This is a genomic window from Pseudomonas spirodelae (assembly GCF_034653255.1).
Classification (GTDB): domain Bacteria; phylum Pseudomonadota; class Gammaproteobacteria; order Pseudomonadales; family Pseudomonadaceae; genus Aquipseudomonas; species Aquipseudomonas spirodelae.
Genome location: NZ_JAYEET010000057.1, coordinates 60,641 through 83,124, shown reverse-complemented (window position 1 = coordinate 83,124; position 22,484 = coordinate 60,641). Strand labels below are relative to the sequence as shown.

Annotated in this window: 22 protein-coding genes and 2 tRNA genes; 12 read left to right on the top strand and 12 right to left on the bottom strand. The window is 57.5% G+C overall.

Annotated features, from left to right (window positions below; translation table 11 throughout):
* The first annotated feature begins 195 nt into the window (after positions 1-195).
* Genes SOP97_RS19420 through SOP97_RS19395 form a run of 6 tightly spaced genes read left to right on the top strand, consistent with a single transcriptional unit; the run spans position 196 to position 5,376 of the window.
* Positions 196-1,254 (top strand): ABC transporter substrate-binding protein, encoded by a 1,059-nt coding sequence (locus tag SOP97_RS19420; RefSeq protein ID WP_322950525.1) that lies wholly within the window; start codon positions 196-198, stop codon positions 1,252-1,254.
* Positions 1,255-1,310: 56 nt separating this feature from the next.
* Positions 1,311-2,117: an alkaline phosphatase family protein gene (locus SOP97_RS19415; protein ID WP_322950524.1), complete on the top strand. Its 807-nt coding sequence runs from the start codon at positions 1,311-1,313 to the stop codon at positions 2,115-2,117.
* Positions 2,117-2,956 carry an ABC transporter permease gene (locus SOP97_RS19410; protein WP_322950523.1) on the top strand — a complete coding sequence of 280 codons (840 nt, stop codon included), beginning with the start codon at positions 2,117-2,119 and terminating at the stop codon, positions 2,954-2,956. Before SOP97_RS19415 ends, SOP97_RS19410 begins: the two co-directional genes overlap by 1 nt.
* Complete coding sequence (locus tag SOP97_RS19405) at positions 2,943-3,737, top strand: ABC transporter permease (protein ID WP_322950522.1); 795 nt, start codon at positions 2,943-2,945, stop codon at positions 3,735-3,737. The genes SOP97_RS19410 and SOP97_RS19405 overlap by 14 nt, the downstream gene beginning before the upstream one ends.
* Positions 3,734-4,723 carry an ABC transporter ATP-binding protein gene (locus SOP97_RS19400; protein ID WP_322950521.1) on the top strand — a complete coding sequence of 330 codons (990 nt, stop codon included), beginning with the start codon at positions 3,734-3,736 and terminating at the stop codon, positions 4,721-4,723. The genes SOP97_RS19405 and SOP97_RS19400 overlap by 4 nt, the downstream gene beginning before the upstream one ends.
* Positions 4,723-5,376 (top strand): HAD family hydrolase, encoded by a 654-nt coding sequence (locus SOP97_RS19395; RefSeq protein ID WP_322950520.1) that lies wholly within the window; start codon positions 4,723-4,725, stop codon positions 5,374-5,376. Before SOP97_RS19400 ends, SOP97_RS19395 begins: the two co-directional genes overlap by 1 nt.
* A gap of 1 nt (position 5,377) precedes the next feature.
* Here SOP97_RS19395 and SOP97_RS19390 read toward each other — a convergent pair whose 3' ends face one another.
* Positions 5,378-6,241 (bottom strand): LysR substrate-binding domain-containing protein, encoded by an 864-nt coding sequence (locus tag SOP97_RS19390; protein WP_322950519.1) that lies wholly within the window; start codon positions 6,239-6,241, stop codon positions 5,378-5,380.
* Between the two features lie 162 nt (positions 6,242-6,403).
* Here SOP97_RS19390 and SOP97_RS19385 point away from each other — a divergent pair, with 162 nt between their 5' ends.
* On the top strand, positions 6,404-7,243 hold the full coding sequence (locus tag SOP97_RS19385) for a bifunctional allantoicase/(S)-ureidoglycine aminohydrolase (RefSeq protein WP_322950518.1): 840 nt from the start codon (positions 6,404-6,406) through the stop codon (positions 7,241-7,243).
* A 115-nt stretch (positions 7,244-7,358) separates the two neighbouring features.
* Here the strand turns inward: SOP97_RS19385 and ahpF are convergent, their stop codons facing one another.
* The 3 genes from ahpF to SOP97_RS19370 all read right to left on the bottom strand — a co-directional run bounded on the left by ahpF (position 7,359) and on the right by SOP97_RS19370 (position 10,721).
* Complete coding sequence (gene ahpF / locus SOP97_RS19380) at positions 7,359-8,912, bottom strand: alkyl hydroperoxide reductase subunit F (protein WP_322950517.1); 1,554 nt, start codon at positions 8,910-8,912, stop codon at positions 7,359-7,361.
* Positions 8,913-9,076: 164 nt separating this feature from the next.
* On the bottom strand, positions 9,077-9,640 hold the full coding sequence (gene ahpC, locus SOP97_RS19375; protein ID WP_274089391.1) for an alkyl hydroperoxide reductase subunit C: 564 nt from the start codon (positions 9,638-9,640) through the stop codon (positions 9,077-9,079).
* Positions 9,641-9,755: 115 nt separating this feature from the next.
* The gene (locus tag SOP97_RS19370) at positions 9,756-10,721 is read right to left on the bottom strand and encodes an NAD(P)H-quinone oxidoreductase (RefSeq protein ID WP_322950516.1); all 966 of its coding nucleotides are present in this window, start codon (positions 10,719-10,721) and stop codon (positions 9,756-9,758) included.
* A gap of 128 nt (positions 10,722-10,849) precedes the next feature.
* On the opposite strand from SOP97_RS19370, the gene SOP97_RS19365 reads away from it, so the two are divergent.
* Both SOP97_RS19365 and SOP97_RS19360 read left to right on the top strand, forming a co-directional pair.
* Positions 10,850-12,928 carry a carboxy terminal-processing peptidase gene (locus SOP97_RS19365; protein WP_411912091.1) on the top strand — a complete coding sequence of 693 codons (2,079 nt, stop codon included), beginning with the start codon at positions 10,850-10,852 and terminating at the stop codon, positions 12,926-12,928.
* 94 nt (positions 12,929-13,022) lie between these two features.
* A complete protein-coding gene (locus SOP97_RS19360) occupies positions 13,023-14,783 on the top strand; it encodes a bifunctional diguanylate cyclase/phosphodiesterase (protein WP_322950514.1) in 1,761 nt (586 codons plus the stop codon).
* 20 nt (positions 14,784-14,803) lie between these two features.
* Here the strand turns inward: SOP97_RS19360 and SOP97_RS19355 are convergent, their stop codons facing one another.
* The 3 genes from SOP97_RS19355 to SOP97_RS19345 are packed head-to-tail and all read right to left on the bottom strand — an operon-like array spanning position 14,804 to position 15,956.
* A complete protein-coding gene (locus tag SOP97_RS19355) occupies positions 14,804-15,274 on the bottom strand; it encodes a sel1 repeat family protein (RefSeq protein ID WP_322950513.1) in 471 nt (156 codons plus the stop codon).
* The gene (locus SOP97_RS19350; RefSeq protein WP_274089386.1) at positions 15,274-15,639 is read right to left on the bottom strand and encodes a hypothetical protein; all 366 of its coding nucleotides are present in this window, start codon (positions 15,637-15,639) and stop codon (positions 15,274-15,276) included. The genes SOP97_RS19355 and SOP97_RS19350 overlap by 1 nt, the downstream gene beginning before the upstream one ends.
* The gene (locus SOP97_RS19345; protein WP_322950512.1) at positions 15,636-15,956 is read right to left on the bottom strand and encodes a helix-turn-helix domain-containing protein; all 321 of its coding nucleotides are present in this window, start codon (positions 15,954-15,956) and stop codon (positions 15,636-15,638) included. The genes SOP97_RS19350 and SOP97_RS19345 overlap by 4 nt, the downstream gene beginning before the upstream one ends.
* 224 nt (positions 15,957-16,180) lie before the next feature.
* On the opposite strand from SOP97_RS19345, the gene SOP97_RS19340 reads away from it, so the two are divergent.
* On the top strand, positions 16,181-16,813 hold the full coding sequence (locus SOP97_RS19340; protein ID WP_322950511.1) for a substrate-binding periplasmic protein: 633 nt from the start codon (positions 16,181-16,183) through the stop codon (positions 16,811-16,813).
* Between the two features lie 15 nt (positions 16,814-16,828).
* On the opposite strand, the gene SOP97_RS19335 is transcribed toward SOP97_RS19340, so the two are convergent.
* The 4 genes from SOP97_RS19335 to SOP97_RS19320 all read right to left on the bottom strand — a co-directional run bounded on the left by SOP97_RS19335 (position 16,829) and on the right by SOP97_RS19320 (position 18,732).
* Positions 16,829-17,284, bottom strand: coding sequence for a YkvA family protein (locus tag SOP97_RS19335; RefSeq protein ID WP_322950510.1), 456 nt, complete (start codon positions 17,282-17,284; stop codon positions 16,829-16,831).
* A 370-nt stretch (positions 17,285-17,654) separates the two neighbouring features.
* A complete protein-coding gene (locus tag SOP97_RS19330) occupies positions 17,655-18,362 on the bottom strand; it encodes an FKBP-type peptidyl-prolyl cis-trans isomerase (RefSeq protein ID WP_274089382.1) in 708 nt (235 codons plus the stop codon).
* 198 nt (positions 18,363-18,560) lie between these two features.
* Positions 18,561-18,637 (bottom strand) — tRNA-Asp (locus SOP97_RS19325).
* A gap of 19 nt (positions 18,638-18,656) precedes the next feature.
* Positions 18,657-18,732: transfer RNA gene (locus tag SOP97_RS19320), tRNA-Val, on the bottom strand.
* A 264-nt stretch (positions 18,733-18,996) separates the two neighbouring features.
* On the opposite strand from SOP97_RS19320, the gene rdgC reads away from it, so the two are divergent.
* Positions 18,997-19,917 carry a recombination-associated protein RdgC gene (gene rdgC, locus SOP97_RS19315; RefSeq protein ID WP_322950509.1) on the top strand — a complete coding sequence of 307 codons (921 nt, stop codon included), beginning with the start codon at positions 18,997-18,999 and terminating at the stop codon, positions 19,915-19,917.
* 124 nt (positions 19,918-20,041) lie between these two features.
* Positions 20,042-20,356 carry a quaternary ammonium compound efflux SMR transporter SugE gene (sugE, locus tag SOP97_RS19310; protein WP_274089380.1) on the top strand — a complete coding sequence of 105 codons (315 nt, stop codon included), beginning with the start codon at positions 20,042-20,044 and terminating at the stop codon, positions 20,354-20,356.
* Positions 20,357-20,536: 180 nt separating this feature from the next.
* On the opposite strand, the gene htpG is transcribed toward sugE, so the two are convergent.
* Positions 20,537-22,441: a molecular chaperone HtpG gene (gene htpG, locus SOP97_RS19305; RefSeq protein WP_274089379.1), complete on the bottom strand. Its 1,905-nt coding sequence runs from the start codon at positions 22,439-22,441 to the stop codon at positions 20,537-20,539.
* Positions 22,442-22,484 lie beyond the last annotated feature (43 nt).

Here is a 22,484-nt window from a genome sequence, read left to right as displayed (position 1 = left end):
TAGCCTGCAAGCCGCGTACTAGGGGTTTTAATCATGGTCTACGCTAGTGATGCGCCCGTTTAGGCAGCGCGGTTATAACCGGAAAATGATCAACGTACATAAAACTGTCATTTAACCCGCCTAAATTGGCCTGGGTATTGCTGATCTAGACCAGCACCGCTTACCGCACACACCGCAATCGCAAAGGAGTTGCCAATGAAACAACTGCTGATAGCTTCACTGATGGGTTCGGCTATTGCTCTGGCAACCTCTGCCATGGCTGCTGACATGGATATGCAGGCACTGGAAAAAGCCGCACGCGCCGAGGGCGCAGTGAACAGTGTCGGCATGCCGGATAGCTGGGCTAACTGGAAAGACACCTGGGTTGACCTGGAGAAAATCTACGGCCTCAAGCACATGGATACTGACATGAGCTCGGCCCAGGAAATTGCCAAATTCGCCGCTGAAAAAGACAACGCCACCGCCGACATCGGCGACGTCGGTGCGGCCTTCGGCCCCATCGCCGTGCAGCAGGGTGTTACCCAAGCCTACAAGCCGAGCACCTGGGAACAGATTCCAGCCTGGGCTAAAGACACCGACGGTCACTGGATGCTCGCCTACACCGGCTCCATCGCGTTTATCGTCAACAAGCAGCTGGTCAAGGATATCCCACGCTCATGGGCTGACCTGAAAACCGGCACCTACAAAGTCTCCGCCGGTGATGTCAGCACCGCCGCACAAGCAGTTAACGGTGTCCTGGCCGCCGCGATCGTCATGGGTGGTGATGAAAGCAACGTCAAACCAGCACTGGAGTTCTATGGTGAGCTGGCCAAGCAGGGCCGTCTGTCGCTGGCCAATCCAACTATCCAGACCCTGGAAAAAGGTGAAGTGGAAGTCGGCGTGGTGTGGGACTTCAACGGCCTGTCCTACCGCGACCAGATTGACCCAGAACGCTTCGAAGTGCTGATCCCGTCCGATGGTTCGATTATCTCGGGCTACAGCACCATCATCAATAAGTGGGCGAAAAACCCCAACGCCGCCAAACTGGCGCGTGAGTACATCTTGAGCGACGCTGGCCAAATCAACCTGGCCAAAGGTAATGCCCGCCCGATCCGTGCCGAGCACCTGACCCTACCCGCCGAGGTGCAAGCCAAGTTGCTGCCGCAAGAGCAGTACACCAAGGTTCAGCCGATCAAGGATGCGGCTGCCTGGGAAGCCACATCTAAAGCCCTGCCGCGCCTGTGGCAAGAGCACGTCATCATCAACATGAACTAATGCATCTGGCCCCAGGGATTCCTCTGGGGCCGATTCGCTTACTAAGGCTTTTAACCATGTCGCACAATGTCATCCTCGTGGTTCTGGATGGCTTGAGCTATCAGGTGGCTCAGCATGCGCTGGGGCATCTGCAGGCTTATTGCCAAGCCGGACGCGCCGCGCTGTACAAGCTCGACTGTGAACTCCCGGCCCTGTCACGCCCCCTGTATGAAGCGATTCTGACCGGTGTTGCACCCATCGACAGCGGCATCGTCAATAACGCTGTATCACGCCTGTCGACCCAGCGCAGCATGTTCCACTACGCCCGCGACGCCGGACTGGTTACTGCGGCAGCGGCCTATCATTGGGTCAGCGAGCTGTATAACCGTTCCCCGTTCCAGGCCGCCCGTGATCGCCATACCAGCGATGCGGCGCTGCCTATCCAGTACGGCCACTTTTACTACGCCGACCACTACCCCGACTCACACCTGTTCGCTGACGCCGACAGCCTGCGGCAGCGCCACGCGCCCAACTTGCTGCTGGTGCACCCGATGAATATCGACGATGCCGGCCACAAGCATGGCCTCGACAGTGCGCAATACCGCAACAGCGCACGCATGGCCGATGTGCATTTGGCCGAATACATTCAGCCGTGGCTGGATGCGGGTTATCAGATTCTGGTGACTGCCGACCACGGCATGAACAACGATCGTTCGCACAATGGCTTGCTGCCAGAAGAGCGCGAAGTGCCACTGCTGGTGCTCGGCAGCGCCTTCAGCCTTAACCCCAGCGCCCAGCCTAAACAGCTGGAGATATGCGGTACGGTCTGTGAGCTGCTCGGCATCGCCCACGACAAACCTCTGTGCCGGGAGCTTTTATTGTGATGTCTGCGTTGCGCGGCAAATGGCTGGCCTTGCTATGCCTGCTGCCCTTTGCCCTGTTCTTTATCGCCTTTCAGATCGCCCCGTTGCTCTGGGTCGCCAGCAACAGCCTGCACACCAGCGAAGGCTGGGGCCTGGGTAATTTCAGCGAAGCCTTTGCCTCGCCCTTCTACCGCCAGGCCATGCGCCACAGCCTGGAAGTGGCGTTCTGGTCGAGCTTGATCGGCATCAGCATTGCCATCCTCGGTAGCTACTCGCTGCGCCAGGTCGACAGCAAGCTGCGCGACTTTGTTATGGCCTTCACCAACATGACCAGTAATTTTGCTGGCGTGCCACTGGCATTTGCCTTTGTCATCTTGCTTGGCTTCAACGGCGCACTGACCATTCTGCTCAAGCAGGCGGGGATCATTGAGGACTTCAACCTCTACTCGAAAACCGGGCTGATTGTGCTTTACACCTATTTCCAGATCCCCCTCGGTGTACTGCTGCTCTACCCAGCCTTTGATGCCTTGCGCGAAGACTGGCGCGAGTCTGCTGAATTACTCGGTGCGAGCAACTGGCAATTCTGGCGCCATATCGGCGTTCCCGTGCTGACCCCAGCCCTGCTCGGCACCTTCGTGATACTCATGGCCAACGCCCTGGGCGCTTACGCCACGGTGTATGCACTGACCACCGGCAACTTCAACATCCTGCCGATCCGTATTGCCGCCATGGTCTCTGGCGACATCTTCCTCGACCCGAACATGGCCAGTGCGTTGGCGATGATTCTGGTGGGCTTGATGACCCTGATCACCCTGGTTCACCAATGGCTGTTGCGCCGGAGCTACCATGTCCCACGCTGAAAAACGCTCCCCGCTGTTCCATCAGCTGGTGGTCTACACCTTGATGCTGATTCTGCTTATGCCGCTGCTGGGCACCCTGATCTACTCATTGGCCACCAGCTGGTCGGCGACCATTCTGCCCAGCGGGCTGACCTTCAAGTGGTACGTGGCGCTGTGGACCGATGCGCGCTTTCTGTCTGCCTTCGGCCGCTCTTTGCTGGTGTGCTTTGCCGCACTGGCCTTGTCGTTGGTATTGATACTGCCGCTGCTGTTCGTGGTCAGTTATCACTTCCCCAAGCTCGACGCAGTGATGAATGTGCTGATTTTGCTGCCGTTCGCCATTCCGCCGGTGGTCTCGTCGGTGGGCTTGATGCAGCTGTTTGCCGGTGGCCCGCTGCCGATCCTTGGCACGCCGTGGATCCTGATTGGTTGTTACTTCACCATCGCCCTGCCGTTTATGTACCGCGCGATCAGCAACAACCTGCAAGCGATCAACCTGCGCGACCTGATGGACGCCGCCCATTTGCTGGGTGCCAGCACGTGGCGTGCGGCCTTTATGGTGGTGCTGCCCAACCTGCGCAAAGGCCTGATGGTTTCGATTTTCCTCTCCTTCAGCTTCCTCTTTGGCGAATTCGTGTTTGCCAACCTGTTGGTCGGTAGCCGCTTTGAGACCTTGCAGGTGTACCTCTACAACATGCGTAACGACAGTGGTCATTTCACCAGCGCCCTGGTGATTTCCTACTTTATGTTCGTGCTGCTGATGACCTGGGCGGCCAACCGCCTGAATAAGGACAAGTCATGAGTTATCTGAGTATTCAAGGCCTGCATAAAAGCTACGGCGCCACCTCGATTTTCAGCGATATCAATTGCGAAATTGCCAAGGGCGAATTCATCACCCTGCTTGGCCCATCTGGCTGCGGCAAATCCACCCTACTGCGCTGCATCGCAGGATTAACCGGCGTCAACGGCGGTCAAATATGCCTCGACGGAGAAGACCTGGTACCGACTGCTCCACAAAAACGCGGCATCGGCATGGTGTTCCAGAGCTATGCCCTGTTCCCCAACATGACCGTGAAACAGAACGTCGCCTTTGGCTTGCGCATGCAGAAGGTCAAAGGCAGTGAGGCTGAGCAACGGGTCAAGGATGTGCTGGAACTGGTCGAGCTGAATGACTTTGCCAACCGCTACCCGCCGCAGTTGTCGGGCGGTCAGTGCCAACGTGTAGCCCTGGCACGCTCGCTGGTCACCCGCCCGCGCCTGCTGCTGCTGGATGAGCCGCTGTCAGCGCTGGACGCACGTATCCGCAAGCACCTGCGTGAGCAAATCCGCAACATCCAGCAGGAGCTGGGCCTGACCACCATCTTCGTCACCCATGACCAGGAAGAAGCACTGGTCATGAGCGACCGCATCTTCCTGATGAACGGCGGCAAGATCGTCCAGAGCGGCGACGCCGAAACCCTCTACACCGCACCGGCCGATGCCTTTGCCGCCGGTTTTATCGGCAACTACAACCTGCTCGATGCCGATGCCGCCAGCCGCCTGTTGCTGCGGCCGATCACTAGCCGCGTGGCGATTCGCCCGGAGGCTATCCAGATCGGCGCACAAGGCAGCATCGAAGGACACATTCGCAGCCACCGCCTGCTCGGCAACGTAATCCGTTACAGCGTTGAAGCCCGCGGCGTCGAACTGCTGGTGGATGTACTCAATCGCTCCCCCGCGGACCTGCACGCCCGTGGCCAGCACATCAACCTGAACATTGAAGACAACGCAATCTGTGAGGTGGCCTGATGGCCCTGGCAATTTTCGACCTGGACGAAACCCTGATCGGCGGCGACTGCGCCAGCCTATGGACCCAGGAAATGGTCAAGCTCGGCTGGGCCGACGCGGATAGCTTTATCCCCCATGAACAGGAACTGATGCGCCAATACGCTGCCGGCGAGCTGGCCATGGAGGACTATATGGCCTTCACCCTGTCGCCGTTGGTGGGCCGCACGCCGGAAGAAGTCGCCCATGTGGTCGAGCCGTTTGTTGAAGACGTGATCGAGCCGATTTTCTACAGCGACGCCACCCGCTGCCTGGCCAACCACCGCGCCGCCGGTGACCGCATTCTGGTGATTTCCGCCTCGGCGCATTTTCTGGTCAGCGCGGTTGCTGCACGCCTGAAAATCGAGGAAGTGTTGGCCATCGACCTGGAAATCCAACACGGCCACTACAGCGGTCGTACTCAGGGTGTACTGACCTACCGCGAAGGTAAGGTCAGCCGCCTGCAGGACTGGCTGCAAGAGCACAATGAAACCCTCGACGGCGCTTATTTTTACTCCGACTCACGCAATGATCTGCCGTTATTACAACGGGTTGATAAGCCCCGCGTGGTCAATCCCGATCCCACCCTGCGGCAACACGCCGAACAAGCTGGCTGGCCGATTCTTAGCTGGCGTTAGGTCAAGCCTTAACGGGTTGCATGATGCGTTCACAGGCAGCGGTTAACGCCACTGCCAGTTCCCGGGCATAGGCCGGCAGCTGCTGCCTGGCATGCAACGCCACCTCCACATCTACCACCGGCGCAAAGCCTTCGGCGGCGCCCAACTCACGGTGCCCAGCCGTAAGTAAGCGGCGTGGCAGCAAGGTAAGTCCCAGCCCGCCTTCGGCGGCGGCACTGACCCCCGACAGGTTGCTGCTGACATAGGCGATACGCCAAGGCTTACCCATGGCATCCAGCGCATGGGTCATTTCCAGGCGATATAGCCCATTGGGCGGAAATACCGCCAGCGGCGCCGGGTTACGCTCAAGCACGGGGCGTGCGCGACTGTCCATCCAGGCCAGCGGCTCCGGCCAACTGGCCAGCCCTTTAACACTGCCGATGCGCTGCTTGATCAGGGCCAGATCAAGTTCACCGGCATTGAAGGCGCTCCACACGTCATGGCTTAGCCCGTTGATAATTTCCAGGCGAATACCCGGGTGGTTATCGGCGAAGTCGGCCAGGCAGGAGGTCAGACTGTCGGCAGCGAAGTCGTCCGGCACGCCCAAGCGCACCTCACCTGTCTGCTGATTGCGGCCCATAGCCAGCTCCGCTTCGTCGATCAACGCGACGATACGGTTGGCGTAACCGAGCATGCGTTCGCCTTCCGTGGTCGTCACCACATAACGCCCACCGCGCTCGAGCAACTCCGCGCCCACCTGCTCTTCAAGGCGGCGCACCTGTTGGCTGACCGTCGACTGGGTCAGGTGCAGGCTCGCCGCTGCGCGGGTAAACCCGCCCGTCTGCACCACGGTTAAAAAAGCGCGTAACAACACCGGATCAAGCATGGCGACAACCTATTCACAAATCCACTGAGCAGGATTCTACTATTTAATTTCAGAATCCACGCGCAAGTTCCTATAGTGAAGCCACGCCGGGATACCAAGCCACGGCTCACTTATTCCGTTTCCCGTCGGCCTACTGCCGACGCTTCACAGAGGCCTGTCTCGATGAGCCAAACAACTTACTACGCCCCACATGGTGGCCACCCGGATCAGAAACAACTGCTGACCGATCGCGCCATGTTCACCGAAGCCTATGCCGTGATCCCTAAAGGCGTGATGCGTGACATCGTCACCAGCCACCTGCCGTTCTGGGACAAGATGCGCATGTGGGTCATCGCCCGCCCGCTGACCGGTTTCGCCGAGACCTTCTCGCAGTACATCGTCGAAGTCGCCCCTGAAGGCGGCAGCGAGCGCCCCGAGTTGGACCCGAACGCCGAAGCGGTCCTATTCGTGGTCGAAGGCCAAATCGACATCACCCTCGACGGCAAGCAGCACACCCTGGCACCGGGCGGCTACGCCTTCCTCGCGCCAGGCGCCGAGTGGAGCCTGCGCAATAACACCAAGGCCAACGTCACCTTCCACTGGCTGCGCAAGCACTATCAGAAAGTCGAAGGGCTGCCGGCGCCAGAGTCGTTCGTCACCCACCGCGACAACGCCACCGTCATCGAGATGCCGGGCACCGACGGCGCTTGGAAGACCACCCGCTTCGTCGATATGGCCGACATGCGCCACGACATGCACGTCAACATCGTGACCTTCCAGCCCGGCGGCGTGATCCCGTTCGCCGAGACCCACGTGATGGAACACGGCCTGTACGTGCTCGAAGGCAAGGCGGTGTACCGCCTGAACCAGGACTGGGTCGAGGTTGAGGCCGGCGACTTCATGTGGCTGCGCGCGTTCTGCCCGCAAGCCTGCTATTCCGGTGGCCCAGGCCCGTTCAGCTACCTGCTGTACAAGGACGTGAACCGCCATATGCCGCTGACCCTGACCGGCCAGCCGCGCTAAGCGTTTAAATCCGCACAAAAAAACGGGCCACCCTCACAAGTGGCCCGTTTTTTTATCTCTTACTCATTACGCTTGCTAGCGCCGGCGCATAGTCCGGCGCTGCAGATCGTATCTATCAGCTGCGAATCAGGTGATCGAAAGCGCTCAACGACGCTTTGGCACCCTCGCCGATGGCGATCACAATCTGCTTGTACGGTACGGTGGTCACGTCACCCGCAGCAAAGATGCCTGGCACGCTGGTGCTGCCTTTCGCATCGACGATAATCTCGCCACGCGGGGACAGCTCGATCACGCCCTTGAGCCAGTCGCTGTTAGGCAACAGACCGATCTGCACGAAGATGCCTTCCAACTCAATAGTGTGCAGCTGCTCAGTGGTGCGATCCTGGTAAACCAGGCCGCTGACCTTCTGGCCATCGCCTTTGACTTCGGTGGTCAGCGCGCTCTTGATGATGCTCACGTTCGGCAAGCTGTTCAGCTTGTTCTGCAGCACAGCATCGGCACGCAACTGGTTGTCGAACTCGATCAAAGTGACGTGGGCAACAATACCGGCCAGATCAATCGCGGCCTCGACGCCGGAGTTACCCCCGCCAATCACCGCCACACGCTTGCCCTTGAACAATGGGCCATCGCAGTGCGGGCAATAAGCGACACCTTTACCGCGGTACTCCTGCTCGCCGGGCACGTTCATCTCTCTCCAGCGCGCACCAGTGGCGAGAATCAGCGTCTTAGCTTTCAGTGAGGCGCCGCTGTCGAACTGCACTTCATGCAGCCCACCTGCCTGTTTGGCTGGAATAATGGCGCTGGCACGCTGCAGGTTCATGATGTCGACGTCGTACTGTTTGACGTGCTCTTCCAGGGCGCGAACCAGTTTCGGGCCTTCTGTTTCCTGCACCGAAATAAAGTTTTCGATAGACATGGTGTCGAGCACCTGACCGCCAAAACGCTCAGCGGCCACGCCGGTACGGATACCTTTGCGCGCGGCATACACAGCCGCTGCGGCACCGGCTGGGCCACCGCCCACCACCAGCACATCAAAGGCGTCTTTAGCGTTGAGCTTCTCGGCATCACGCTTGGCAGCACCGGTGTCGATCTTGGCGAGAATTTCTTCCACACCCATGCGGCCCTGGCTGAACAACTCACCATTCAGGTAGATGCTCGGCACCGACATGATCTGCCGCTCTTCGACCTCGGACTGGAACAGCGCGCCGTCGATGGCCACATGACGAATATTTGGATTGAGCACCGCCATCAGGTTCAGCGCCTGCACCACATCTGGGCAGTTCTGGCAGGACAGTGAGAAATAGGTTTCGAAGCTGAACTGGCCTTCAACACCTTTGACCTGCTCAATCACATCCGCTTCAAGCTTGGAAGGATGGCCGCCGACTTGCAGCAGTGCGAGTACCAGGGAGGTAAATTCGTGGCCCATGGGGATGCCGGCAAAACGCAAACCGATATCTGCACCCGGGCGATTCAGCGCGAAGGACGGTGCGCGGCTATCGCTGCCATCTTCACGCAAAGTGATCTTGTCAGTCAGGCTGACGATGTCATGTAACAGAGCACTCAGCTCGCGGGACTTGTCGCTGTCATCAAGGGTCGCGACGATCTCGAACGGTTGAGTGACCTTTTCCAGATAGGCCTTCAATTGGGCTTTAAGCGTGGCGTCCAACATGATTCAGGTATCCCTTTAACAAAATTCAGGAACAAAAACGCCCGGACGGATTGCGCCCGGGCGTCGGGCACTAAAGAGGCTGGGTTACAACCCTAAAGCGCAGAGCGGATTTAAAACCGTTTCAGCAAACTGCCTGCAGGGGCAAGGCAGTGCCGAAAGCGTTTTTAGATCTTGCCAACCAGGTCCAGCGACGGAGCCAGGGTCTTCTCGCCTTCTTTCCACTTAGCTGGGCACACTTCGCCTGGATGAGCAGCGGTGTACTGAGCTGCTTTCAGCTTGCGCAGAGTTTCCGAAACATCACGGGCGATTTCGTTGGAGTGGATCTCAACGGTCTTGATTACGCCTTCTGGGTTGATCAGGAACGTGCCGCGCAGTGCCAGGCCTTCTTCCGGGATATGCACACCGAAAGCGTTGGTCAGCTGGTGAGTCGGGTCACCGATCAGCGGGAACTGAGCCTTGCCTACTGCAGGCGAAGTTTCGTGCCAAACCTTGTGCGAGAAATGGGTATCGGTGGTGACGATGTACACCTCGGTACCGGCTTTCTGGAACTCGGCGTAGTTGTTGGCAGCGTCTTCAATCTCAGTTGGGCAGTTGAAGGTAAAAGCAGCTGGCATAAAGATCAGCACCGACCACTTGCCCTTCAGGGATTCTTCGGTGACTTCAATGAACTTGCCATTGTGAAAAGCGTTGACCTTGAACGGTTGAACTTGAGTGTTGATGAGGTTCATCTCTGCTTCCTTCTGAGGGTTAACAAATTTACAGGGCGCATTTTAGCGCCTTGAACAAAAAAAGCTTATTAATTGCCGCCATGGCATCGATTGACTAAACCAATCAACTCCATCTTCAAATCAAGGTCGGGTCTATGACCAATACCAGTTTGCCGCTGACCTGGTTAGACGCCAACGACGCAAAAGCGGCTTCGGCATCTTTGAGCGCATACGCCTGCTGAAGTTGCGGACTAAGCCGCCCCTCAGCAAAGAGCGGCCAGACAAACTGCTGCACATCACGCAATAGATCCGCCTTGAATTGCTCATCACGGTTGCGCAGGGTCGAGCCAATCAGCTGGATGCGTTTGCCCAACAGCAGCCCCAGATCCAGCTCAGCCTGGCGCCCGCCCAGTAAACCAATATTCACCCAACGGCCATCCTGAGCCAGCAAGCCCAAGTTAAGCGCGGCATAACTGCCGCCTACCGGGTCGAGGATCACATCGAACGGCGCAAAGTCGCGCAGCGCTTGTAACTGTTGCTCACCACGCAGCACACCGCCCTGCGCACCCAGGCTTTCACAGTAGGCTAAACGCTCTGGCGAGCCGACACTGACCCACGTCGGGCTACCGAACGCTTTGCATAACTGAATAGCTGCCGAGCCAACACCGCTTGCCCCGGCATGCAACAGCACCTTTTGCCCAGGTTTGAGCGCTGCGAGCTGGAACAGGTTGAGCCAGGCCGTGGCATAGACCTCTGGCAATCCCGCAGCCTCATGCAGCGTCACCCCATCAGGCACAGGCAAGGCGTGGCGTGCATCGACCACCACCTCCTTAGCCATACCGCCACCGCTCAGCAGTGCACAAACCCGATCACCCACTTTCCAGTCACAACCAGCACCCACCTCACTGACAATCCCCGCGCATTCCAGCCCGAGAACCTCAGTGATGCCCGGCGGCGGCGGATAAAGCCCGGCGCGCTGTAACAAGTCAGCACGGTTGAGGCCGGCGGCCGCAACACGGATGCGAATTTCCCCAATATCACAGGCCGGCGCGGGGTGTTCTAGCCACTCCACACGGCCTTCAACGCCTTGCAATGCCTTCACGCTGCCTCCATAGTGCATTTAAACCGAGCCCGGCGCTGAACACCGGGCTTTTGCATTGCGCCGATGGAACCGGGCGCCATTAAAGACGGCCTAATATGCGTTATAAACAGCCCACACGTCGAACCAGCATGAAGCGATCCATACTCAGCGCCACCCTCGCCTTGTCGTTTGCCCTGAGCGCCCTGCCGCTTGCGGCGAAAACCACCAGTAACTCCTGGGAGTACCTGCAGCCTGACCGCGAGCAGGTGATCGCCAGCCTCAACGTCGTCGAGCTGTTGAAGCGCCACCACTACAACAAGCCGCCACTGAATGACGAGCGCTCGGAGAAAATCTATCAGGGCTACCTGAAGATGCTCGACCCCTCGCGCAGCTACTTTATCGCCAGCGACATCGCGGAATTCGACCAATGGCGCACGCGCTTTGACGACTTTCTGAAAAACGGCGATCTGCAACCCGGTTTTGCCATCTACACGCGTCACTTGGAGCGCCTGCAAGGTCGCTTGCAGTTCGCCTTGGCAATGCTCGAAAAAGGCATCGACACGATTGATTTCGACACCGATGAAAGCCTGCTCATCGACCGCGAGAACGCCCCTTGGGTCAAGAACGTCGCTGAACTGGATGATCTATGGCGCAAACGGGTAAAAGATGAAGTGCTGCGCCTGAAAATTGCCGGCAAAGAGCCCAAAGCGATTCAGGAATTGCTGACCAAGCGCTACAAAAACCAAGTCGCGCGGCTCCAGCAAACCCGTGGCGAAGACGTGTTCCAGGCATACATCAATGCCTTTGCCATGTCCTATGACCCGCACACCACTTATTTGTCGCCCGATAACGCGGAAAACTTCGACATCAATATGAGCCTCTCGCTCGAAGGTATTGGTGCCGTGCTGCAAAGCGACAACGAACACGTCAAAGTCGTGCGCCTGGTTCCGGCGGGGCCTGCAGAAAAGAGCAAGCAAATCGCACCTGCTGACAAGATCATCGGTGTTGCCCAGGGCAGCAAGGAAATGGTCGATGTCATCGGCTGGCGGCTAGACGAAGTGGTCAAACTGATTCGTGGCCCGAAAGGCTCGCAGGTGCGTCTGGAAGTAATTCCGGCCAGCAACGCCCCGAACGACCAGACCAGTAAAATTGTCTCCATCACCCGTGAAGCGGTGAAGCTGGAAGAACAAGCGGCGAAGAAGTCGGTTCTTCACCTCAAGCACGAGAACCGCGACTACACCCTGGGTGTTATTGAAATTCCAGCCTTCTATCTGGACTTCAAAGCCTTCCGTGCTGGCGACCCTAACTACAAAAGCACCACCCGTGACGTTAAACGCCTGTTGAACGAACTGGAAAAAGAAAACGTTGATGGCGTGGTCATCGACCTGCGCAACAACGGCGGCGGCTCACTGCAGGAAGCCACCGAGCTGACCGGGTTGTTTATCGACCAAGGCCCCACCGTACTGGTGCGCAACAGTGATGGCCGGGTTGACGTGCTGGCTGATGAGAATACCGGCATTTACTACAAAGGCCCGCTGGCCGTGCTGGTCAATCGTCTGTCAGCCTCGGCTTCAGAAATTTTCGCGGGCGCCATGCAGGACTATCATCGCGCGCTGATCCTCGGTGGTCAGACCTTCGGCAAAGGTACTGTGCAGACCATTCAACCGCTCAATCATGGCGAGTTGAAACTGACGCTGGCCAAGTTCTATCGCGTCTCCGGGCAAAGCACCCAGCACCAGGGGGTGATCCCGGACATTCAGTACCCAGATATCATGGACACCAAGGAAATCGGCGAGAGCGCCTTGCCCGAGGCCATGCCGTGGGACAGCATTAAACCGGCGATCAAACCAGAACTGGACGCGATCAAGCCGTTCCTCGCCGAACTGCAGAGCCGCTATGAGAAGCGTACCGCGCAAAACGCGGACTTCACCTTCGCCCGCGAACGCCTGCAACTGGCGCAAAAGCTGATGACGGAAACCACTGTCAGCCTCAACGAAGCGAAGCGCCGCGCCCAGCAAGCGGATATCGAAAGCCAGCAACTGGCGATCGAAAACAGCCGGCGCAAAGCTAAAGGTGAAGCGCTGCTAAACAAGCTCAAGCAAGAAGACGAAGATGCACTGCCGGTGGAAGACAAGAAAATCAAACCGGAAGATGATGCCTTCCTCGCCGAAAGCGGGCGCATCCTGCTCGATTACTTAGGCCTGAACACGCGCCTGGCCAAACAGTAAATCACGGCCGTCATCAAAGGGTCATCAAACTGTCGTGAAATGCGGGGACTGGTAGCAATGCCAGTCCCCGTTTTTTATGCCACAGAGAACCGTCATGATCGTCACCGAGCAGTTCCGCGCGCTGGACACCATCCTCGCCAATGGCGACCTGCATAGCCTGTTTCAACCTATTTTCTCCTTGTCCGAACGGCGCATTCTTGGCTACGAAGCCCTTAGCCGCGGGCCATCCAACAGCGCCCTGCACTCGCCTATCAACCTGTTCGCCGTGGCGCGTAGTGCGGGTCGCTTAAGTGAGCTGGAACTGCTCTGCCGCAAGAATGCCTGCCAACGCTTCAGCCAGCTCAAGCTTGAAGGCAAGCTGTTCCTCAACGTCTCGCCGGACTCACTGATGGAGCCCAAGCATCAGCCAGGACGCACCTTGCAGCTGTTGCAAAGCCTGGGGATTCCGCCGAGCCGGGTGGTAATCGAGTTGACCGAGCAATCGCCCACCGACGACTTTGCCATGCTCGACAAGGCCCTACACCACTACCGCGCCATGGGGTTTTCGATTGCCCTGGATGATCTCGGCGCGGGCTATTCAAGCTTGCGTCTCTGGTCAGAGCTGCGCCCGGATTACGTGAAGATTGACCGGCACTTTATCGACGGCATTCATCAGGATGCGGTCAAGCGCGAGTTCGTTGGCTCAATCCTGAAAATGGCCAAAGCCTCGCGCGCACAAGTGATTGCCGAAGGCATCGAACTGTCCGAGGAACTCGGCGTATTAGCCGACATGGGCGTCGACTTGCTGCAAGGCTACCTGCTCTGCCGTCCGCAGGAGCAGCCACCGTGCGACGCCACCAACTTACTGCCCAATAGCAGCCCCAGCAGCGTACTGGCTGAAGACATCAGCGACTTGCGTAGCCTGCTCAACACGCAACCAGCCGTCGCGTTGAGTACGCCCACCAGCGAAGTGCTGGAAATGTTTCGTGCCCAGGCCAACCTCAATACAGTGGCCGTACTCAACGAAGCCCAGCAACCCGTGGGCATTGTGCACCGCCACTCATTGGCCGAAGCCCTGCTCAAACCCTTTGCCAACGAGTTGTACGCGCGCAAACCGATTAGCCGCCTGATGAGTGATGACTATCTGGCTGTGGAATCCAGCCAGTCTTTGCAACAAGTCAGCCGCCTGCTTACCAGCCGCGCTCGCCAGCGGATCGAGGAAGACTTCATCATCACTGAGAACGGCTGCTATAGCGGATTGGGCCGGGTGATTGATGTACTCAAGCTGATCACCGAACTGAAAATCCAGCAAGCTCGCTATGCCAACCCACTGACCTTACTACCGGGCAATGTACCGATTCAGCAGTGCCTCACCCGCTTGCTGCAGCAAGGCCGCGAAGCGGTGGTGTGCTATGTCGATATCGACAACTTCAAGCCGTTCAACGACATCTACGGCTATGGCAAAGGCGATGAAGTGCTGCTCAGTCTGGCGCAATGCTTAAATGACCGGGTCGACCCGATGCGGGACTTTGTCGGGCATATCGGCGGCGATGATTTTTTGCTGGTACTCGGCTCGCAGGATTGGCGCGCGCGGCTCAATCGCCTGCTGGAAGATTTCCAAAGCCAATGTCGACGTTTCTATCGCGAAGATGACCTGCACGCCGGCTGCTTTGTCGCCCACGACCGCAACGGTAAACGCCAGGAATACGGTTTGCTGTCGCTGTCATTGGGAGTGGTGCACCTGCATCCCGAGCAATGTGCACAGCTCGATGCCAGCCAGTTGGCGGCCCTGGCATCTGAAGCGAAGCGACATGCCAAGGCGGTGCCAGGTTATAGCCTGCATATCATCGACACCCAGGCTGAAACAGCGGCCTGAACCGCGTATTCCCTGCCGACTTACAAGCCGCTCAGGCGGCTCGATAGGGCTGCAAAATACTCGGCCTGAGCCTCATCGGGGCTAACGCCGGCAGCGCCGCTGCGGTACAACTCAGCCAGGCGATACGCTGCTGCCGGGTGACCCGCCTGCGCTGCCAATGTCCACCACTCGATGCTTTGCTGAGCATCTGCAGCGTATTGGCTATCACCGGCCAAACTCAATACACCGAGCTGATAGGCCGCCTTGGCATCACTCGCCTTGGCCGCCAAGGCAAGCAAACGCCGACCTTCATTACGCGCTCCTAGGCCTTTCCCACGAAACAGCAGGATGTGCCCATAGAAACTCTGCGCCTGGACATCGCCCAGATTCGCCATACGGGAAAACTGCCCTTCCAGCCAATGCCAGGCACGCGGCTGCTTGACCAGCCAAGCCCAGTGGAACAAGCGGCGCGCCAGCAGATAACCGATACGCGCTCGTAGTGCAGCGAACATCAGACGTCTTCCGAATAACTGAATTCGAACACCCGAGCCACTTCAGCAGCATGCCAGGAAGCTGCCGCAACACCATCAGAAGCGCCGCTAAAGCGGCCTAGACGGCTCACACACTCGAAGAAACCTGTACGCGGCAGGCGGCTGGCGCCCTGACTGATGACCAACGCACTGCGCAGCGGCCGATCGGCACGCGCATCCAGTGCTGCGAGATGCTCCAATGCCGCCGCTAACGTTTGCATGGCTGGACTCGGCAACGCCAAGCGTTCAATCATTGCCCGATAGGTCACGACATGGCGCTGGCGCTGGGCGCTCTCTAGTTCATTGAGCAAGGCTTCCCAGTGCTGCCGACTGATACTCACGCTCAAGATTGTGACTCCCAGCCAGCAACGCCCAAATGCCAGGCCAGCGCACGCTGGATGGCGGCGTCAGGAAGGCGCTCGCCGCTCTCAATCATGCCCAGGTAATGTGGACTGATGCCGACATTGCGCGCCAGCTGCTCGACGCTAAGATCTTTGGCCTCACGCAATGCAGTGAGCTCACTCAACGCCGGCTTGCTCTCGTCAACCACCGGCGCGACAACCTCAGGGACGCGCCCAGCGGCTTGTAGCAATGCTTGATACTGCGCCCAGGGCAGCACCGCATACTCCGGCGCACCATCGCGCTCGATCACTTGCACATTCATCTGTAATTCTCCATACAGAGCACTTCCATCACTCTCAGCAACTCCAGAGTAAGTGGGCATCTTAACAGCCCAGCAGCACAAAGCGCGTGATCTATACTGCCCCAGGCTTATCTACCCGCGAATGGGAGAACCTTTTGTACAGACTGCTCACACTGCTCCTCGTTAGCTGCAGCAGCCTGGCAAACGCGGAAGAATTGAGGTGGGGTTTCGCCAGCGCTGATGGCATGCCTTACGTTGATGTACGCGAGCAACAATTGCACGGCGGCTTCATCTACGAATTGGGCCAACGGGTCAGCCAACAGCTAGGTTATCAAGCAGCGTTCATTGAAACACCCAACAAACGCATTGATGAATTCATGCAGCGTGGCCGTATTCATGTCATCTGTAACAGCAACCCGCAATGGCTAGAAAACCCCGAGCGCTATCACTGGTCCGCCCCACTCTATAGCGAAGCCGATGTTCTGCTCGTGCACCGCGAGCAAGCGCCAATCAATAGCCTGCAGGACCTGTATGGCAAGAACCTAGGCACTCAGCTGGGTTATGTTTATAACCATACGTTGATGAACGCATTCGCTACGCACAAGATCAACCGCAAGAACCTGCGTGATCACGTGGCTGGTTTAAACCTGCTGCGCAAACAGCGCCTGGATGCAGTCATCGATATGCAACGCACATTGCGCTACCAGATGAATCACCAGGCAAATGCGCCGCTGCGGATTAACAGCTGGGTGATTGAGCGTTATGACATGCATTGCACTTACAGCCCACGGCTGCCGCTCAGCGCCGAGCGCCTCGATCAAGCACTTTTGCAACTGCGTGATCAGGGGATGATTGAGCAGCTGCTGAACGACAACTAACGCAGACAGCCGCAGCTATTGCCGCGTGCCTTCTATGGCGTCGGCTGATTCGTCTGCCTCGGGTAGACGTTCGACGATCTGCAGCATTTCTGGAGCCTGAGCTGCCCGCCACTGCTCGAACGCGGCCAGCTCGGCCTGCCAGGTCCGCATAACCCAAGCGAGAACGGCCAGATCATCGACCAGACCAACGCCAAACAACCAATCGGGTATCGCATCAAGTGGTGTAACGAAGTACAGCAAGGCGGCCACTACCGCTAGCAATGCTCGGGAGTCGATGGCCCGATACTCGCCGCGCCACCACGCTAAGCAAAGCGCTTGCAACGACTTCAGCTGACTGGCCAATTCGGCAAAGCCATTACCCAGCTTGTCGCGCTTTCGAGCGACAGATAACAGCAACGCCGGTAACCGCCCAGCCTTGAGAAAACGCCGAGCTAAAAACAGGTAACGCGCGAAATTTTTCGGTGCTTTCATACCCTTCTCCCGGCAACCCCGCATCCTTACTGGTCTCGCTGAGGTTATCCACTAAAGCTGTGGATAACCTTGTGAGCAATTACTCAATAACCCTGGCAAACGCCCAGCCCATGCGGCCTCACCACAGATCGGACATTTTTTACCCACAGACTAAAAGCCCATATAAATCAATAAGTTAAAAATGGCAACGGGTTTATTAAAGAGAACCACACTAACCCGCTACAGCCACAAAAGAAAATGTGCATAACCGTAACACCGCAACCACCGGATGCATCCTTTAAGACCCGTCAGTCAAACAAAAAGTGCAGATTTCGAACGACAAAAACGACAACGCCCCGTCGAGACGGGGCGCTGTATAGATCGCTAAACGTTACTCTTCAGCGGCGGTATCTTTGATCGCAATCAGCTCTAGATCAAATACCAGCACCGAGTTGGCTGGGATGGCCGGCGTCGGGCTCTGCTCGCCATAAGCCAGCTCGCTTGGGATGTACAATTTGTATTTCTCACCAACGTGCATCAGCTGCAGGCCTTCAACCCAACCTGGGATTACGCCGTTAACGGGCAGGTCAATCGGGCTGCCGCGCTCAACCGAGCTGTCGAATACGCTGCCATCGGTCAGCTTGCCTTCGTAATGTACGGTCACTACGTCGGTTGCCTTTGGCTGTGCGCCGTCAACCTTCTTCACCACTTCGTACTGCAGGCCGGACTCAGTGGTGACCACGCCGTCACGTTTGGCATTGTCTTCCAGGAACTTCTTACCGGCCTTGGCCGACTCTTCATTCAGGGCGACCATGCGCTCTTCCGCACGCTTTTGCAGGAAGGCAAAGGCTTCGATCAGCTCTTCATCTTTTAGGCGCTGTTCTTTTTTGCCGATGGCATCTTCGATACCTTGAGCCACAGCGTTGGAGTCCAGGTCATCCATGCCTTCCTGAGCCAGGCTTTTGCCCATATTCAGGCCGATGCCATAGGAGGCCTTCTGCGCTGGAGTCTCCAGGGTGATTTCGCTGGTTTGCGAATCGCAACCTGCGAGAACCAAACCTACCAGGGCGACCGCCGCTGCTAAACGATGCTGTTTCATGCTTGTTCCTTGTCCGGTACGCCCTAGGGCTAATGGTGTGAAAGCGCGAGCTTAGCAGGCCGCCACGATCACTGGCTACCGTGATAGGAGACAGAAAATGCGTATAAGTTCAGATGTTTAGGTGTTTTTTAGGAAGGATTTTGCAAGAATTGCGAGGCGTTTCGGTATGTCACAGAGGGGATGAAGCGAGGATAAAAATGGCGCAGCGGACGGGACTCGAACCCGCGACCCCCGGCGTGACAGGCCGGTATTCTAACCGACTGAACTACCGCTGCGCGTAACTTCAAAAGCGAGTGGTGGGTGATGACGGGATCGAACCGCCGACCCGCTGCTTGTAAGGCAGCTGCTCTCCCAGCTGAGCTAATCACCCTTCTCTCTCGAAGTGGGCGCATTCTAGACAGCAATCCTTACCTTGGCAAGCACTGTTTTGAAATTTTTTATTGTTGCAGCAAAGGCTTAGCGCAGACTTGGCCTTAGGCACCGCTGGGAGGAATAATGCACCCCGAATGAAACGTGTGGGTTATTTAAGGGGTCGCATGGCCTTGCACAGCCTGAAACAGACTCTGCACCCGCGACTATCGATTTGTAATACCTGCCGCCGCCGGCAACTCAGTTAATGGAGATTCACCCCCTTATGTGGTTTCGTAACCTGCTGGTTTATCGCCTCACCCAAGATATCCCTTTAGATGCTGAGGCTCTGGAAACGGCTCTGGCAGCCAAACCGGCTCGCTCATGCGCCAGCCAGGAACTCAGCACCTACGGCTTTATCGCGCCCTTCGGTAAAGGCGACGATGCACCGCTGGTTCACGTCAGCGGCGACTTTCTGCTGATCGCTGCTCGCAAGGAGGAACGTATCCTGCCGGGCAGCGTGGTGCGTGACGCACTCAAGGAAAAAGTCGATGAAATCGAAGCCGAGCAGATGCGTAAGGTCTACAAAAAAGAGCGCGACCAGCTTAAAGATGAAATCGTGCAGACCTTCCTGCCGCGCGCATTTATCCGCAAGTCGGCCACCTTCGCGGCCATCGCGCCCAAGCAAGGTTTGATTCTGGTCGATTCGGCGAGTGCCAAGCGTGCAGAGGACCTGCTATCGACTCTGCGTGAAGCCATCGGCTCGCTACCGGTCCGCCCACTGACCGTTAAAATTGCCCCGAGCGCCACACTTACCGATTGGGTCAAGACCCAACAAGCTGCCGCCGACTTCACTGTCCTGGACGAATGCGAACTGCGTGACACCCATGAAGATGGCGGCGTAGTCCGCTGCAAGCGCCAGGACCTGACCAGCGACGAAATCCAGCTGCATATGACCGCTGGCAAGCAGGTCACCCAACTGTCCCTGGCCTGGCAAGACAAACTGTCCTTCATGCTGGATGACAAGCTGGTGGTCAAACGCTTGCGCTTCGAAGACCTACTGCAGGATCAGGCCGAACAGGATGGCGGCGACGACGACCTTGGCCAGCAGGACGCCAGCTTCACCCTGATGATGCTGACCTTGGTCGAGTTCCTGCCGCAGTTGTTCGAAGCACTGGGCGGCGAAGACACCCCACAGGGCATCTAACCGCTATGCTGCACGCGCAGGGGAACAAATCACTGTTCCACTGCGCGCACGCGTGAGGACGACCTCACCACTCTTTGAGTGACCATCACGGGACGGCCCCTCTGCATCAACGATGGAGGTATCTATGTCCTGGATCATTTTGCTGCTGGCCGGCGTATGCGAAATCGGCTGGGCTGTCGGCTTGAAATACACCGACGGTTTTACCCGCCCACTCCCCACCCTACTAACCGTCACCGCGATGGTTTTCAGCGTCGCGCTGCTGGGCTTGGCCATGAAGGAATTGCCACTGGGCACTGCCTATGCGATCTGGACCGGCATAGGCGCTGTCGGCACAGTGATCGCCGGCATCATTCTGTTTGGCGAAGCCGTGACCCCGCTGCGCCTGGTCAGTGTGGCCTTGATCGTCTGCGGCCTGCTCGGGCTGAAACTCAGCCACTAAGCGACCGCTCACACACGACCGCGGGTCGCTCGCCAAGCATTGAGCAACCACCATCTGAAAGGCAAAAAAATCCGACACCAGAACAGCTGGTATCGGATTTTTCGGATGCTGTACTGCCGAGCCTTAACGACTTAAGCCGGCAGTACTGCTGCCATTAACAGACTGCGGTATTAGCGCCGCTCAGGCAGACAACTCAACCAACAACTTATTCAAGCGCTGAACATAAGCCGCTGGATCTTTCAGGTTATCGCCGGCCGCCAGTGCCGCCTGGTCAAACAGGATGTGACTGAGGTCGGTAAAACGCTGTTCATCGGCCTCAGCATCCAGCTTCTCAATCAGCGGATGCGCAGGGTTGAACTCGAAGATCGGCTTGGAGTCCGGCACCTTTTGCCCGCTGGCTTCAAGAATCTGGCGCATTTGCAGGCCCATATCCTGCTCACCAATGGCCAGAATCGCCGGTGAGTCGGTCAGGCGATGGGAAACCCGCACCTCAGCAACCTGCTCACCCAGCGCAGTTTTCAGGCGCTCAACCAGGCCTTCTTTAGCCTTGGCCACTTCTTCCTGGGCTTTTTTATCTTCTTCCGAATCCAACTTGCCAAGGTCCAGATCGCCACGGGCCACATCGACAAACTGCTTACCGTCGAAGTCGGTGAGGTAGCTCATCAGCCACTCGTCGATACGGTCGGTGAGCAGCAGCACTTCAATGCCTTTCTTGCGGAACACTTCCAGGTGCGGACTGTTCTTCACCTGCGCGTAGGATTCGCCAGTCAGGTAGTAGATCTTGTCCTGACCTTCCTGCATGCGCGCGATGTAGTCACCCAGGCCGACGCTTTGCTCGCCCTCTTCACTGCGGGTAGAGGCAAAACGCAGCAAGCCGGCGATTTTCTCCTTGTTGGCAAAATCTTCTGCCGGACCTTCCTTGAGCACCTGACCGAAGTTCTTCCAGAAGCTTTTGTATTCTTCCGGCTGGTTCTTCGCCAGTTTCTCCAGCATGTCCAACACGCGCTTGGTCAGCGCCGACTTCATCGAATCGATGATTGGGTCTTTCTGCAGAATTTCACGGGAGACGTTCAGCGACAGATCGTTGGAATCGACCACACCCTTGATAAAGCGCAGGTACAGCGGCAGGAACGACTCAGCCTGATCCATGACAAACACGCGCTGCACATAAAGCTTCAGGCCACGCGGCGCTTCGCGCTGATACAGGTCGAACGGCGCGCGGGCCGGGGTGTACAGCAGCGAGGTGTATTCCAGCTTGCCTTCAACCTTGTTGTGGCTCCAGCTCAGTGGGTTTTCGAAATCGTGACCGATGTGCTTGTAGAACTCTTGGTATTCCTCGTCCTTGATTTCGGTACGCGGACGAGTCCACAACGCGCTGGCACGGTTGACCGTTTCCCACTCCAGCGCCGGCGCTTCTTCGCCTTCGGCAGTGGTTTGCTCTTTCGGCAGTTCGATAGGCAGAGCAATGTGGTCGGAGTATTTCTTGATGATATTGCGCAGGCGCCAGCCATCAGCGAACTCTTCTTCACCGCTTTTCAGGTGCAGCACGATGCGCGTACCACGCTCGGCTTTTTCAATGCTGGCAACTTCAAACTCGCCCTCGCCTTTGCTCGACCAATGCACGCCTTCGCTGGCCGGGCTGCCGGCACGGCGGCTGTACACGTCAACCTTGTCGGCGACGATAAAGGCTGAATAGAAGCCCACACCGAACTGACCAATCAGGTGGGAATCTTTCTTTTGGTCACCGGTCAGGTGCTGCATAAAGTCAGCAGTGCCGGACTTGGCGATGGTGCCCAGGTGGGTGATCGCGTCTTCACGGCTCATGCCGATGCCGTTGTCCTCGAGGGTGACGGTTTTAGCGTCTTTGTCGAAGCTCACGCGGATCTTCAAGTCAGCGCCACCTTCGAGCAGCTCGGGCTTGGCCAGAGCCTCGAAACGCAGTTTATCGGTAGCGTCTGAAGCGTTGGAAATCAGTTCGCGAAGGAAGATTTCCTTGTTCGAGTACAGCGAATGGATCATAAGGTGCAGCAGCTGCTTCACCTCTGTCTGGAAGCCCAGGGTTTCTTTTTGAGTTTCCACACTCATGCTCTCTTACTCCACTTTATTGACGAAGCCGCAGTACGGCGGA